Genomic DNA, 14,507 nt, shown 5'->3' on the forward strand with positions numbered 1-14,507 from the left:
GTAATTAATAAAAAATTATAGCCAACTAAATGCAATATACTTAGGCTACATTATATCTGTAAAAGGCTATGTATATATTTCAAATTAAAAATATAGCGAGTGTCAAAAATTTTGTCACTCGCTATAAATATCTATATTTTAAATTTATTCAGTAAATAATGGTGTAGAGAAATATCTGTCTCCACTATCCGGCAGAAGTGCAACTATTGTCTTACCCTCATTCTCAGGCTTCTTAGCCTCATTAATGGCAGCAAATAATGCAGCTCCTGAAGATATACCAACCAGAATACCTTCTCTTGATGCTATGAGTCTACCATACTCAAATGCCTCATCATTCTCAACTTTTACTATCTCATCATATATCTTTGTATTTAATGTCTCAGGAATAAATCCAGCACCTATACCCTGAATCTTATGTGGACCGCTCTTGCCCTCTGAAAGTACAGGTGAGCCCGTAGGCTCAACGGCAATAATCTTTACTCCCGGCTTCTTTTCTTTCAGGAACTCACCTACTCCCGATATAGTACCGCCTGTACCAATACCGGAAATAAATATATCTACCTCTCCATCAGTATCATTCCAAATCTCAGGTCCTGTGGTAGTCTTATGTACAGCCGGATTTGCCTTGTTTTCAAACTGTGCAGGTATGAAACTATCCTCAATACTTGCAGCCAACTCTTCAGCCTTTGCTATAGCACCCTTCATTCCTTTTGATCCCTCTGTAAGCTCTATATTGGCACCATATGCTTTAAGTATATTTCTTCTTTCAACACTCATTGTCTCAGGCATTGTAAGAATAACATTATACCCCTTTGCACTACCTACTGAAGCAAGTCCTATCCCGGTATTTCCCGATGTCGCTTCTATTATAGTAGCTCCCGGCTTTAATTTGCCCTCTTTCTCTGCTGCCTCTATCATTGCGAGTGCAATTCTGTCCTTTACAGAGCCTGCCGGATTAAAATATTCAAGCTTTACCAAAACCTTAGCCTTAAGACCAAGCTCCCTTTCAATATTTGAAACCTCAACTAATGGTGTATTACCAATCAATTCACTGCTGCTTTTATAAACTCTAGACATACAAACCTCCAATTCTGTATTCCTTTATTCCTACTTGTTTTATGGGTTTATAATAATTCATTTATTTATATTTGTCAAGCAATATTTTTATTTTTCTTGAAATTTATATTTTGATACAATAAAATATTACTATATTAAAATATTTTTACTTTTAGAGAGTTTTTTATGTTAGATAATGCCGGAATAAAGATAGCTCAAGGAGAAAATATATCCTGTGAGCAAATAACAGGTGTAAATGACAATATGGCCGAGAACCATTATCATGAGTTTTTCGAACTATATTATCTAGAAAGTGGAGAAAGATATCATATGATTCAGGATGAACTTGTCGTTATGAAACCTGGAGATTTTATAATCTTTCCCCCTTATGTTCTTCACCGTTCTTTTGGAAAAGAAAACATTCCTTTTAAGAGAATAGTTCTTTACTTTTCTACAAATGAGATAATATCTGAAGATATGCACTTAGAACTTTTGAATGAATTTGGTTTTTATAATTGTGATAGGAAAAACAGCTTTGCTGTCCATCGCTTGCTTGAAATGATGGTATATGAAGAAGATACTAATAAGGTTTTTTCAAAGGAAAATAAAAAAGCAATATTGAATCTGCTACTTGTTACTATACTTAGATATTCAAGAGCTGAAGTTAAATTCAAAGATACAAATAGGATAAACCAGGTAATTCGCTATATACATACAAATTATATGGATGATTTGAAGCTGGAAGATCTTGCAAAGAAATTTTTTATATCAAAATATCATCTTGCCAGGCTTTTTAAGCAAAGAACCAATAAGACAGTTATTCAATATCTTAATACAACAAGAGTCATGAATGCACAAAGAAAAATCATGGAAACAAGAAAATCTTTAACAGAGATTTCAAATGAAACCGGATTTGCTTCACTTACACATTTTAGCAGAATATTCAAATCGGAAACAAATCAGACTCCAAGTGAGTACCGAAGAAATTATTTGTATAAAAATAAAAACATGCTTGAATAATATTCTTTTTTGATGTATATTTATAAATGTATTACAGAAATAACATTAGTTGTAAGCGTTTTATTCGTATATTTATACATAGGAGGATTTATGGCAAAGGATAAAGTTGTATTAGCATATTCAGGTGGTCTTGATACCACCGCTATCATACCATGGTTAAAGGAACATTTTGATTATGATGTAATATGCTGTTGTATAGATTGTGGTCAAGGAAATGAGCTTGACGGACTTGAGGAGAGGGCTACACTATCAGGTGCAGAAAAACTTTATATCATAAATATGATTGATGAGTTCTGTGATGATTATATTGTTCCATGTGTAAAGGCCGGTGCTGTATATGAGAATAAGTATCTTCTCGGTACTTCAATGGCAAGACCCGGTATTGCAAAAGCACTTGTTGATGTGGCAAGAAAGGAAGGTGCAGTTGCTATATGCCACGGAGCTACAGGTAAAGGAAATGATCAAATCCGTTTTGAGCTTGGTATAAAGGCTTTGGCTCCGGATCTTAAGATTATTGCACCTTGGCGTATGACTGATATATGGACAATGAATTCTCGTGAAGATGAGATTGCATATTGTAAGGAGCATGGTATAGATTTACCATTTTCAGCCGACTCAAGTTACAGTCGTGATAGGAACCTTTGGCATATAAGTCATGAAGGCTTGGAGCTTGAAGATCCTTCACTAGAACCAAACTATGAGCATGTGCTTATGCTTGGTGTAACACCTCAAAAGGCACCTGATAAGGAAACCTTGATTTCTCTAAACTTTGAGGCCGGAGTTCCTGTTGCACTAAATGGTAAGAAAATGAAAGTATCAGAGATTATAACAAAATTAAATGAACTTGGTGGTGCAAATGGTATAGGTATTATTGATATAGTTGAAAACCGTGTTGTAGGTATGAAATCAAGGGGCGTTTATGAAACTCCCGGCGGTACAATACTTATGGAGGCCCATGATGCACTTGAAGAGCTTGTACTTGATAGGGCTACTTTTGAAGTAAAAAAAGATATGGGCAATAAATTTGCACAGATAGTTTATGAAGGAAAGTGGTTTACTCCTCTTCGTGAAGCTATTCAAAGCTTTGTAGAGTCTACACAGCAATATGTAACCGGTGAAGTTAAGCTAAAGCTTTATAAGGGTAATATTATAAAAGCAGGTACAACATCTCCATACTCACTATATTCAGAATCTCTTGCATCATTCACTACCGGAGATTTATATGACCACCATGATGCAGACGGATTTATTACATTATTTGGTCTTCCACTAAAGGTGAGGGCTATGAAGATGGCAGAATTAAACAAAGATAAATAATAGTATTAAAATAGGGGCTAATCCCGTCTTCCGTCGAAGTACTATGAAATTTCCGACGTTTCAAATTTTTAGCAAACTATTTAATTTTATACAATTCTTTTAAACCCTTTATTTTAAAGGCTTTTCTTACATAAAAAATAATTTGAAAAAATTGAAAAAATTTTTACAGCATGTTATAATCATAGTACTTCATAGTACTTTACTTTTAGAGGTGTTTATGGCTTATTTTTTGAGAAAAGAAAAGAAGAAAAAAGGTACTTATCTTCAGATGTATGAATCATTTTGGGATAAGGATAAAAAGCAACCAAGAACAAGAAATGTAAAATCTTTTGGTTACGTTGAAGATCTGACTTCAGATGAGATTCCGGATCCGATTAAATTTTATAGCGATTATGTAAAAGAGCAAAATGAGAATAGAACAAAAGTTCTTTCTGAAGAATCCCGTCCTCGTGCATTTTCCACTCCTGTTGAACTTAATATAGGACACTTCTTGCTCTACTCATTGATTGATGAGCTTGATGTTAAGGAAACTATTGATATACTTGCTTCTCAAATGCGTTTTCAGTTCTCTGTATTTGACTTAATTACACAACTTATTTATGCAAGGGTTATATCACCATGCTCTAAGTCAAAGACAGCCTCTCATGTCTTTCCATACATTTACGGCAGCTCTACAATCTCTGAAGACCAAGTATATGACGGGTGTTCTTTCATAGGAGAGTCTTATAAGAAGTACATTGATTTGTTTAATCACTCTTATGAAAAGTATTTTAAAAGAGATTTAAGCAATGTATTTTTCGATTGTACTAATTATTACTTTGAAATTGATCTTCCTAGCGATGACAAGCAAAAGGGACCTTCAAAAGAGAATAGGCACTCTCCGATAATAGGGCAGGCTTTACTTTTAGATGCTGATCTAGTACCTGTCTCCATGCAAATGTATCCCGGAAATGAATCGGAAAAGCCATATATTAGAAAAGTTATTGAAGAAATGAAGCAACGACACAGCGTATCAGGCAAGACAATTCAGGTGGCTGATAAAGGCCTTAATTGTGCAAGAAATATTTATGCTGCAGTTAAAGAAGCTAGTGACGGCTATATATTTTCAAAATCAATACATGGTAAGAATCTAAGTGAAAAGGAAAAGAAATGGGTTCTACTTGAGAATGATACAAATGTCTTTTCTAATTACACTGATGAAAGAGGTAATATATCTTTTCGTCTTAAATCCTGTATTGACAGCTTTGATTACAGTTTTAAAGAGATTGATCCGGAAACAGGAAAAGAGAGTGTTACAAGGTTTTCTGTAAAAGAAAAGCGTATCGTCTCTTATAATCCTAACCTTGCAAAGAAACAAAGGCTTGAAATAATGAAAATGGTCGATAAAGCTTCAAAGTTTTCTACATACAAAAATATCGCTAAAGATGAACTTGGAGATTGTGCTAAATATGTAGACATTATAACTAAAGATAGTACAGGCAAGACAATAAAGCCTATAATAGATTTAAATAAATCTAAGATTGATGAAGATCTTAAATATGCAGGATATAATCTTTTAGTGACATCCGAAATAGATATGGAGCCATTACAGGTATATAAAACATACCATAGCCTATGGAAGATCGAAGAATCTTTTAGACTTACAAAATCATACCTGGATGCAAGACCCGTTTATTTACAGAAAAAAGAAACAATCTATGGGCATTTTTTGATATGCTACCTTAGCTTGTTTCTTTTAAGAGTATTAGAAATCAAGTGTTTCAAGAATAAAATAAACTCTTATGACTTGATCAACTTTATGCGTGATTTTAGGGTGGTAAATAAAGGTGATGATACATATATCAATATATCAAGAAACCAATCTGTTAACGAAAAGGTTAAAAAACTGGTTGGTTTTAGTAACCTTGATGCCCTCTATTTAACCAAAGCTGAAGTCGACAATTTCTTTCAAAACTGTATGCTCTTGGACACCTAAAGTACTAGGTTTTGAGAGAAACGACGGAAGTCAGGTATTATAAAAGCAGGTACAACATCTCCATACTCACTATATTCAGAATCTCTTGCATCATTCACTACCGGAGATTTATATGACCACCATGATGCAGACGGATTTATTACATTATTTGGTCTTCCACTAAAGGTGAGGGCTATGAAGATGGCAGAATTAAACAAAGATAAATAATAGTATTAAAATAGGGGCTAATCAGCCCCTTAATTTTATTTGCTTTTATTATTTACATAATTAACTAATCCGCCTGCATTTATGATATTTTGCATAAATTCCGGAAAGGCCTGACCCTTATATGTCTTGCCTGTTGTGATGTCAGTAATCATACCGGTATCAAAATCTACCTTTACATCATCACCTGCCTGTATCTCTGCTGCCGCCTCAGGGCTTTCAATAATCGGTAATCCTATATTTATTGCATTTCTATAGAAAATTCTTGCAAATGTATCTGCAATTACCACACTTACTCCGCTGGCCTTTATAGCTAATGGTGCATGCTCTCTGGATGAACCACATCCAAAATTCTTTCTTGCAACGATGATATCTCCCTTTTGCACCTTATTTACAAAATCTTTATCAATGTCTTCCATACAATGCTTTGCCAACTCTTCTCCTGTAGTCGCATTCAGATATCTTGCCGGAATTATAACATCAGTATCTACATTTTCACCATATTTAAATACATGTCCTCTTGCTTCCATATTACCCTCTCTATCTTTAAACTGTTGGTGCTACTATCTTACCTGCTATTGCACTCGCTGCCGCAACTGCCGGAGAAGCAAGATAAACCTCTGACTCCACATGGCCCATTCTGCCGATAAAGTTTCTATTAGTTGTAGATATACATCTCTCACCGGCTGCCAAAACTCCCATATATCCTCCCAGACAAGGACCACATGTAGGAGTAGAAACTATCGCACCTGCATCTATGAAAATATCTACAAGTCCTTCTTTAATAGCCTGCTTATATATCTTTTGTGTAGCCGGTATTACAATACATCTTACATTCTTAGCGACTTTTTTATCCTTCATCTGTGCAGCAGCACTTCTAAGATCTGATATATGACCATTTGTACATGAACCTATTACAGCTTGGTCAATCTTTATATCTTCAAACTCTCCTACCACCTTTGTATTCTCAGGCAAATGTGGGAAGGCTACTGTAGGTCTTAATGTAGACAAATCTATATCAATAACCTCATCATATACTGCATCTTCATCTGCCACATAAATCTTTGGATCTCTGTTTGAATGTTCTTTAATATAATCCAAAGTTATATCATCTACCGGAAATATACCATTTTTCCCACCTGCCTCTATTGCCATATTACAGATAGTAAATCTATCATCCATAGAGAGTGAAGCTACTCCATCTCCACTAAATTCCATAGATCTATAAAGAGCTCCATCAACACCTATCTTTCCTATAATATGTAGTATAACATCCTTACCACATACATCATTTCCAAGTTTTCCTTTTAAATTAAACTTTATAGCACTTGGTACTTTAAACCATGCTTTTCCTGTAATCATTCCGGCTGCCATATCTGTAGAGCCAACACCTGTTGAGAATGCACCCAAAGCACCATATGTACATGTATGAGAGTCTGCACCTATTATACAATCTCCTGCTACAGTAAGTCCCTGCTCAGGTAAAAGTGCATGTTCAATTCCCATTCTTCCAACATCAAAAAAGTTTACTATTACATTCTCATCTGCAAAGTCTCTGCATGTTTTGCAGTTCTGAGCAGACTTTATATCCTTATTAGGTGCAAAATGGTCCATGACCAATGCTATTTTCTCATTATTGAATACATCTTTTTTTTCAAATTTCTTGATTTCATTTATTGCCACCGGCGATGTGATATCATTTCCCAGCACAAGATCCAAATCTGCCTCTATAAGCTGACCCGGTTCTACAAAGTACAGACCGGCATGGGCAGCCAAAATCTTCTGTGTCATAGTCATTCCCATATTTTTTTCCTCTTTTCTTTTAATTAATGTTGATTGTAACATATCAAATGATATAATAGCGATATAAATTCAATATATCAAGTATTACATAAAGTTATAATGGTTACAATAGTAAATAATCATTTATAAAATAAATAAGGTGGTGGGAATATGGAACAGCATTTATCACAATATAGAATATTTTTTGAAGTGGCAAAAGCCGGTAGTATATCAAAGGCAGCCAAATTATTATATATAAGCCAGCCGGCAATATCAAAATCCATTATACGCTTGGAAGAAAATCTGGAAATTGCACTCTTTGTACGAACTTCAAAAGGTGTAAGTCTTACTCCTGAAGGACAAATTTTTTATGAATATTTGCAAAGTGCATTTTCAGCTATAGAAGCCGGAGAAAATCATCTTACAAAGATAAAACAGTTTAATATAGGTAAAATAACCATAGGTACCAGTAATACACTTTGTAAGTATATTCTACTTCCCTATTTAAATAATTTTGTGAAAGAAAATCCACATACTATGATAAGCATTTTCACACAGTCCTCAGATCAAACATCTTTTCTGCTTTCAGAAAACAAAATTGATATAGGCCTTGTGGCAAAGCCGGCCAAAACTCAAAATATGTCCTATATAAGTATAATGGAAATACAAGATATTTTTGTAGCTACTCCGGGGTATTTGAACAACTTAAAGCATATCTTCAATAATCATTTTGATCCTTTTAGAGATGGAAATATAATGTTGCTTGATAAGGATAATGCCACAAGAAAATTTATTGATAATTGTATAGAAGGTTCAAAATTGCAGCTAAATCAATCCATAGAAACAAGTAATATGGAACTGCTTATTGAGTTTGCAAAAACAGGAATAGGTATTGCCTGCGTTATAAAAGAATTTATACAAAAAGAATTAGAAGAAGGTACTTTGGTGGAAATAGAGATGCCAAAGGGGCTTTCAATACCAAAAAGAGAGATTGTATTTCTTTATGATAAAAAGAATATTAATCCCTCCCTTATCAAATTCATATCTATGTTAAAATCATAAAATTAATGGGGCGTTTTGCCCCATTAATTTATCTTTGAGCTTCTATTATTATATCCAGTATCTCTTTTGGTTCTTCTATAATATAATCTGCTTTATTTTCTCTAAGCTCTTTTTCATCTCTAAAGCCCCATAGCACACCTATGCTTATAACATTAGCTGCAAGTGCAGTCTGCATATCTGTAGCAGTATCTCCCACATACAGTATCTCATCTTTAGAAAATCCCAGTTCTTTTATTATCATATTGAGAGAAGTAGGGTCAGGTTTCTTTGGAATTCCTTCTCTCTCACCATATATCAGATCAAATACTCCTTCTCCAATGACATCTTTTATATTTTTCTCTACACCAAGCTGTGACTTGTTTGATAAAACTACAGTCTTTATGTTTAGATTTTTTAGTTCCTGTAAGAGTTCCATAATGCCGTCATAGGGCTTCACACCCCTTAAGCAATCTTTTTCAAAGATCTCATCATATACTTCGTAGGCCTTCTTTGCAAGTTTCAAATCTTTATCACCATTATATATCAAAGATCTGTCTACAAACTTCCTTGCACCTTCTCCCACAAAATACCTTGTATGCTCATTGTCTATATCTCCAAGTCCAAAATGTCTCATAGTTTTACTCATACAATATGATAATGCGTCCAATGTATATAACAATGTACCGTCCAAATCAAAAACAACCGCTCTAATCATCATTATACCTCAAATAATAAATCACCATAACTTGGCATTGGCCAAAGATCCTTATCCACTATCATCTCCAGAGTATCAATAGGCTTTCTCAGTGCTTCCATTGCAGGAACTACTACTTCATGCATATACCTTGCATGTTCTGTTACATCAGAAATTTCAGCTACTTTGTCCATGTGCCTTTTCAGATTTTCAATCTCAACCTTGGCTTCCTTCAAATGTTCATTCACTTCCAATAAGATAGCATTCTGTGCATATGGCTCTATACCATCTATTGCGGCTTTCAGCTTTATAATAGAATCTGCAAGTCTTGTAGTATATCTTATTACAGCAGGTATTATTGATTTTCCTGCAATATCTATCATAGTCTTTGCCTCTATATTTATAGCCTTGGAATATGCTTCATACTCTATCTCAACTCTTGACTCCAGCTCTTTTCTTGTAAAAACCTCAAACTCCTCAAACAACTTTACAGCATTATCAGAAACCAAAGCAGGTATCGCATCTATCATACTTGGTAGATTTGACAAGCCTCTTCTCTTTGCCTCTTCCACCCATTCATTGGAATATCCATTTCCATTGAAAATAATTCTTCTGTGTTCACTAAAAAGCCTCTTTATCATATCATGCACTGCTTCGTCAAAGTCACTTGCATTTTCAAGTTCATTAGCAGCCTCTTTAAAACTCTCCGCAACTATTGTATTCAAAACAATATTTGGAGAAGCTATGGAATCAGAAGAACCGACCATTCTAAACTCAAACTTATTATTTGTAAAGGCAAACGGAGATGTTCTATTTCTATCAGTAGCATCTTTTTCAAAATCAGGAAGTGTAGCAACACCTGTTTTTAACTTGCCGCCCTGAAGAGAATGTGTAGCCTCACCTGTAGAGCAGAGCTGATCAATAACATCCTCCAGCTGTTCTCCAAGAAAAACAGAAATAATAGCAGGAGGTGCTTCATGGGCACCAAGCCTATGTTCATTTCCCACACATGCCGCAGATTCTCTGAGTAAGTCTGCATGCTTGTCTACAGCCTTTAGTATACAAGCAAGAACCAATAAAAACTGAATATTCTCATGTGGAGTATCTCCGGGATTTAACATATTTATTCCGTCATCTGAAGTTAAAGACCAGTTATTATGCTTTCCTGAACCGTTGACACCTGCAAAAGGTTTCTCGTTCAAAAGACATGTAAGTCCATGTCTTCCTGCCACCTTCTTCATAGTCTCCATAGTAACCTGATTGTGATCTACTGCTATATTTACCTGCTCATATACCGGAGCAAGTTCATGCTGTGCCGGTGCCACCTCATTATGCTGAGTTTTAGACGGAACTCCAAGCATCCAAAGTTCATGGTTTAAATCATTCATATATGATGCTATTCTCTCTCTAATAGATCCAAAATAGTGATCCTCAAGTTCCTGTCCCTTTGGCGGCATAGCTCCAAAAAGAGTCCTACCTGTATATATCAAATCCTTTCTTTGTAGATATTTTTCTCTATCTACTATAAAGTATTCCTGTTCCGCACCTACAGAAGGTATTACTCTCTTGGCTGTAGTATTCCCAAACAGTCTAAGTATTCTAAGGGCCTGAGTATTTATAGCCTGCATAGAACGAAGCAGTGGAGTCTTTTTATCAAGTGCCTCCCCCTTATATGAGCAAAAAGCTGTAGGAATATAGAGTGTAACACCCAAAGAATCCTTCTTTATAAAAGCCGGTGAAGTGCAGTCCCAAGCAGTGTAGCCTCTGGCTTCAAAAGTTGCTCTAAGACCTCCTGAAGGAAAGCTGGAAGCATCCGGTTCACCCTTTGTAAGCTCCTTGGCAGAAAATTCCATTATAACTTTACCATTTTTAGGTGCCGAAATAAAAGAATCATGCTTCTCAGCCGTAACACCTGTCAAAGGTTGAAACCAGTGGGTATAATGAGTAGCTCCTCTATCTATAGCCCACTCCTTCATACCATGAGCCACCGAATCCGCAATATCATTGTCCAGTTCCAAGCCATCTTCAATAGTCTTTTTTAACTTTTTAAATACTGCTTTTGGCAAATATACCTGCATAGCCTCATCATTAAATACATTAGCCCCAAAAATCTCTGTGATTGTATCCTTTTTCTCCATATGCACCTTTCAAAATTATAGGCAAAGCCTAGTATAAAATAAACTATAGTGGAAAACTTATCATTTCCCAAAGTTTTCGCAAAAATTATAGCATATAAAATATATTTTTGCATCTTTGAATATAAAAAAGACTGCCTGCCTACACAAACAATCTTTTAAAAATCATCTTATTATTTTGCAAAAATATGTCTTGCAAACTTTACTGCTGTGAAAATCATCAAAATAACAGCAATTAAAATTTGAACATTCACAATCCATGTTCCGGGATAAGGAACCCATCTGAAATGACCTATTTTTTCACTTACTGTATAAAACTGTTTTCCGGCTATTGCACTTATAACAAATGGGAATGTAAATCCGGCATAGCTTGGATAAAATCTATGTTTTTCTTTATCACTTATATAATGTTTTAAAACATCAATTGCAACCACCATTCCCAGTAAATATATCGCAAATGACACCATATACAATGGTCCTAAAAAATTGATATTCTTTTGCTCAAATGAGTTTATATATCCTGCCACACAAAGGCTTGCCGGTGCTGCATAGATACATGCAAGTGCTTTGGCCTCAATATTCTTATTGCCAAGTTTTATATATCTAAAAGATACATAGAAGAAAAGCGGAATATAAAGAACAAATCCTATCCAGAAACAAACCTGTCCCAGTGCAATATTCTTAAATGCCGGTGCAGTAACTGAAGCAACAACTATTCCAACATAAACAATAAAATAGCTTGCGGCTATCTTCATCATATCATCAGGTATCTTGATTTTTAATATAAAGTTCAATGTAAAATAAACCATTAATACAAAATGAAAGATAATAGCTACATACCACAAAATAACAGCTACTACCGGTATAATAGGTTTTATATAAGTTGCCAAAAGCATCAAAGTCATAGTATATGTTCCTGAAACACTTGCCAGTACAGGATTTTTCATATCTGCAATAAAAGCATCCGGCATAGTCAAATACTTGCATGTAACAAATAAGATTCCTACAAATGCTAATATTCCACAAACTGTTTTTAAATAAGGATTATAAATTGCCAACAAATTTCCAAGAGCCGCAAATCCCAAGGCAACACCACTTAATGGCAATGGTACTCGTTTTAAAAAATTCATAGCTACCTCTTATAAGTCTATATTCTTCAGTCCCTTTTCTCTTACAATGATCTCTGCTACCTTCTTAGCAGCTATTCCTGTAAATCTGATGCACTGCTCCTTGTGCTCTCCGGCACCCATATCAAACTCTCTTGTAAGTACTCTACAGCAGTTTGAATGCTTTCCATTAGCCTCTTTAAAGTAGTCATGTAATTCATGGGTAAGCTCCATGCATTTTACAACCTTAGGATCCTTAGGGCCGTTTTGTTCAGTTCTTCCAAATATCATACCAAGAGCCAAAACTCCACCGTTTAAAGCACCACACATACATCCACTCTTACCTGCTCCAACAGCCATACCTGATGACATAGCTATAACTTCTCTTGGAACATCAAGTTCAAAATTGTCTACTATTGCTGCCATGAGCGCTTCGCAGCAAAAATATCCGTTTCTGTAATTGTCCTCAGCATCCTGTCTTACCTTGTCTACACTAACCTCACTTCTAATATTCATAATTTCCTCCTAAATTGTTTTTCATATTTTAACACTAAAAAATATTTTTGTATACTAAAAAAAGTATAGATTATGTGAATCTATACCAAAAAACCTCGTTATTTTTATAGTTTTTTCTAATTGATGAAGACTATTTTATTTGTTCTATCAATAAATATGTTTTTTATAGTCTATTTTCCAAGTATATGCCTTGCCACAAATACCCCACTGGCTGAAGCATGTGATAGGGAATGTGTTACACCACTACCGTCACCTATTACATATAAATCTTTGTGAAGTGTCTCAAGATTATTATCAATCTCTACCTCCATATTATAGAATTTCACCTCTACACCATAAAGTAAGGTTTCATCACCTGCAGTTCCCGGAGCTATCTTATCAAGAGCATATATCATCTCAATTATATCATCCAGGATTCTCTTTGGAATAACCAAAGAAAGATCTCCCGGGGTTGCTGACAGAGTAGGTGTCATAAATGACTTATTGATTCTTCCTGTACTACTTCTCTGCCCTCTTATAAGATCTCCAAATCTTTGAACCATTACACCGCCACCAAGCATGTTTGAAAGTCTTGCAATACTCTCACCATAACCATTACTGTCTTTGAAAGGCTCTGTAAAATGCTTAGACACCAATAGTGCAAAGTTTGTATTCTCAGTTTGAAGTGCCGGATCCTCATAGCTATGTCCATTTACTGTAACAATACCATTTGTATTCTCATTTACTACAGCACCCTTAGGGTTCATACAGAATGTTCTCACTAAATCCTGATACTTCTCAGTTCTATAAACAATCTTGCTTTCATACAATTCATCTGTAAGATGTCTGAATATCTCAGCTGGAAGCTCAACTCTTACACCAATATCCACACGATTTGACTTTGTAGGAATGTTCAATTCTCTACAGATTTGCTCCATCCATTTGCTTCCGCTTCTACCTACAGATACAATACATTTATCTCCAAAAAATTCTTCTCCTGTTTTTGAATCCAACTTATATCCAGATTCCATCTTTTCTATTTTTACTATAGGAGTATTGAAGAAAAATTCCACCTTGTCCTTCAAATCAGCATATATATTCTCAAGCACCTCATAATTTATATCAGTACCCAAATGGCGAACACTTGCATCTAATAAATGCAAATTATTTTGTAGACATAATCTCTTTATATCAGAATTTGCAGTAGAATATAGTTTAGTTTTTCCACCACCATATTTTACATTGATACCATCAACATAATTCATAAGTTCAATGGCTTTTTTCTTTCCTATATATTCATGTAATGTGCCGCCAAACTCATTTGTGATATTATACTTTCCATCAGAAAATGCACCTGCACCACCAAATCCATTCATTATTCCACAGCTCTTACAATTTATACAGGATTTTATTTTAACTCCATCTATTGGGCAATGTCTTTTCTCCAGTGGGTTACCGTACTCAAAAACCGCAATTTTTAGTGAGCTATCTTGGTTTATAAGTTCATAAGCAGAGAAAATACCTCCCGGGCCTGCTCCTATTATCATTACATCATATTTCATATCTTTCCCTTTCACAAAAGCGACAATACTATCTTACATAAAAATGGCGACATCTCGTTTGAAATATCGCAATGCAGTATTTCTATTATAATATTTATTTTCTATACAAGCAATACACTT

The 14,507-nt window shown here is 34.9% G+C and carries 12 protein-coding genes and 1 pseudogene; 5 read left to right on the forward strand and 8 right to left on the reverse strand.

Features of this window, described 5'->3' with window-relative positions; genetic code table 11:
- Nucleotides 1-144: 144 nt before the first annotated feature.
- Complete coding sequence (gene cysK, locus D4A81_RS07930; RefSeq protein ID WP_111524728.1) at nucleotides 145-1,077, reverse strand: cysteine synthase A; 933 nt, start codon at nucleotides 1,075-1,077, stop codon at nucleotides 145-147.
- A gap of 165 nt (nucleotides 1,078-1,242) precedes the next feature.
- Here cysK and D4A81_RS07935 point away from each other — a divergent pair, with 165 nt between their 5' ends.
- The 4 genes and pseudogenes from D4A81_RS07935 to D4A81_RS13825 all read left to right on the forward strand — a co-directional run.
- Nucleotides 1,243-2,076, forward strand: coding sequence for an AraC family transcriptional regulator (locus tag D4A81_RS07935; protein WP_111524729.1), 834 nt, complete (start codon nucleotides 1,243-1,245; stop codon nucleotides 2,074-2,076).
- A 90-nt stretch (nucleotides 2,077-2,166) separates the two neighbouring features.
- Nucleotides 2,167-3,393 carry an argininosuccinate synthase gene (locus tag D4A81_RS07940; protein ID WP_111524730.1) on the forward strand — a complete coding sequence of 409 codons (1,227 nt, stop codon included), beginning with the start codon at nucleotides 2,167-2,169 and terminating at the stop codon, nucleotides 3,391-3,393.
- Nucleotides 3,394-3,610: 217 nt separating this feature from the next.
- A complete protein-coding gene (locus tag D4A81_RS07945) occupies nucleotides 3,611-5,368 on the forward strand; it encodes an IS1634 family transposase (protein ID WP_119808277.1) in 1,758 nt (585 codons plus the stop codon).
- Nucleotides 5,369-5,386: 18 nt separating this feature from the next.
- Nucleotides 5,387-5,575: pseudogene (locus tag D4A81_RS13825) on the forward strand (argininosuccinate synthase); the annotation flags it as partial.
- 35 nt (nucleotides 5,576-5,610) lie between these two features.
- On the opposite strand, the gene leuD reads toward D4A81_RS13825, so the two are convergent.
- Nucleotides 5,611-6,102: a 3-isopropylmalate dehydratase small subunit gene (gene leuD, locus D4A81_RS07955; protein ID WP_111524397.1), complete on the reverse strand. Its 492-nt coding sequence runs from the start codon at nucleotides 6,100-6,102 to the stop codon at nucleotides 5,611-5,613.
- Between the two features lie 16 nt (nucleotides 6,103-6,118).
- Nucleotides 6,119-7,375, reverse strand: coding sequence for a 3-isopropylmalate dehydratase large subunit (gene leuC / locus D4A81_RS07960; RefSeq protein WP_111524396.1), 1,257 nt, complete (start codon nucleotides 7,373-7,375; stop codon nucleotides 6,119-6,121).
- A gap of 150 nt (nucleotides 7,376-7,525) precedes the next feature.
- Between leuC and D4A81_RS07965 the strand changes: the two genes are divergently transcribed.
- Nucleotides 7,526-8,416, forward strand: coding sequence for a LysR family transcriptional regulator (locus tag D4A81_RS07965; RefSeq protein WP_111524395.1), 891 nt, complete (start codon nucleotides 7,526-7,528; stop codon nucleotides 8,414-8,416).
- A gap of 28 nt (nucleotides 8,417-8,444) precedes the next feature.
- On the opposite strand, the gene D4A81_RS07970 is transcribed toward D4A81_RS07965, so the two are convergent.
- The 5 genes from D4A81_RS07970 to D4A81_RS07990 form a co-directional block, all read right to left on the reverse strand.
- The gene (locus tag D4A81_RS07970) at nucleotides 8,445-9,110 is read right to left on the reverse strand and encodes an HAD family hydrolase (protein ID WP_172621809.1); all 666 of its coding nucleotides are present in this window, start codon (nucleotides 9,108-9,110) and stop codon (nucleotides 8,445-8,447) included.
- 2 nt (nucleotides 9,111-9,112) lie between these two features.
- Nucleotides 9,113-11,227 (reverse strand): glutamine synthetase III family protein, encoded by a 2,115-nt coding sequence (locus D4A81_RS07975; protein WP_111524393.1) that lies wholly within the window; start codon nucleotides 11,225-11,227, stop codon nucleotides 9,113-9,115.
- A gap of 170 nt (nucleotides 11,228-11,397) precedes the next feature.
- A complete protein-coding gene (locus D4A81_RS07980) occupies nucleotides 11,398-12,354 on the reverse strand; it encodes a TDT family transporter (protein ID WP_111524392.1) in 957 nt (318 codons plus the stop codon).
- Between the two features lie 9 nt (nucleotides 12,355-12,363).
- A complete protein-coding gene (locus D4A81_RS07985) occupies nucleotides 12,364-12,846 on the reverse strand; it encodes a C-GCAxxG-C-C family protein (protein WP_111524391.1) in 483 nt (160 codons plus the stop codon).
- Nucleotides 12,847-13,016: 170 nt separating this feature from the next.
- Complete coding sequence (locus D4A81_RS07990) at nucleotides 13,017-14,387, reverse strand: NAD(P)/FAD-dependent oxidoreductase (RefSeq protein ID WP_172621798.1); 1,371 nt, start codon at nucleotides 14,385-14,387, stop codon at nucleotides 13,017-13,019.
- Nucleotides 14,388-14,507 lie beyond the last annotated feature (120 nt).

The organism is Lachnoanaerobaculum umeaense, assembly GCF_003589745.1.
GTDB classification, from domain to species: Bacteria; Bacillota; Clostridia; order Lachnospirales; family Lachnospiraceae; genus Lachnoanaerobaculum; species Lachnoanaerobaculum umeaense.

Excerpts from the sequence above, each read along its gene's own strand:
- cysK (WP_111524728.1), bottom strand. The coding sequence starts at position 1,077 with ATGTCTAGAGTTTATAAAAGCAGCAGTGAATTGATTGGTAATACACCA.
- D4A81_RS07935 (WP_111524729.1), top strand. The coding sequence starts at position 1,243 with ATGTTAGATAATGCCGGAATAAAGATAGCTCAAGGAGAAAATATATCC.
- D4A81_RS07940 (WP_111524730.1), top strand. The coding sequence starts at position 2,167 with ATGGCAAAGGATAAAGTTGTATTAGCATATTCAGGTGGTCTTGATACC.
- D4A81_RS07945 (WP_119808277.1), top strand. The coding sequence starts at position 3,611 with ATGGCTTATTTTTTGAGAAAAGAAAAGAAGAAAAAAGGTACTTATCTT.
- leuD (WP_111524397.1), bottom strand. The coding sequence starts at position 6,102 with ATGGAAGCAAGAGGACATGTATTTAAATATGGTGAAAATGTAGATACT.
- leuC (WP_111524396.1), bottom strand. The coding sequence starts at position 7,375 with ATGGGAATGACTATGACACAGAAGATTTTGGCTGCCCATGCCGGTCTG.
- D4A81_RS07965 (WP_111524395.1), top strand. The coding sequence starts at position 7,526 with ATGGAACAGCATTTATCACAATATAGAATATTTTTTGAAGTGGCAAAA.
- D4A81_RS07970 (WP_172621809.1), bottom strand. The coding sequence starts at position 9,110 with ATGATTAGAGCGGTTGTTTTTGATTTGGACGGTACATTGTTATATACA.
- D4A81_RS07975 (WP_111524393.1), bottom strand. The coding sequence starts at position 11,227 with ATGGAGAAAAAGGATACAATCACAGAGATTTTTGGGGCTAATGTATTT.
- D4A81_RS07980 (WP_111524392.1), bottom strand. The coding sequence starts at position 12,354 with ATGAATTTTTTAAAACGAGTACCATTGCCATTAAGTGGTGTTGCCTTG.
- D4A81_RS07985 (WP_111524391.1), bottom strand. The coding sequence starts at position 12,846 with ATGAATATTAGAAGTGAGGTTAGTGTAGACAAGGTAAGACAGGATGCT.
- D4A81_RS07990 (WP_172621798.1), bottom strand. The coding sequence starts at position 14,387 with ATGAAATATGATGTAATGATAATAGGAGCAGGCCCGGGAGGTATTTTC.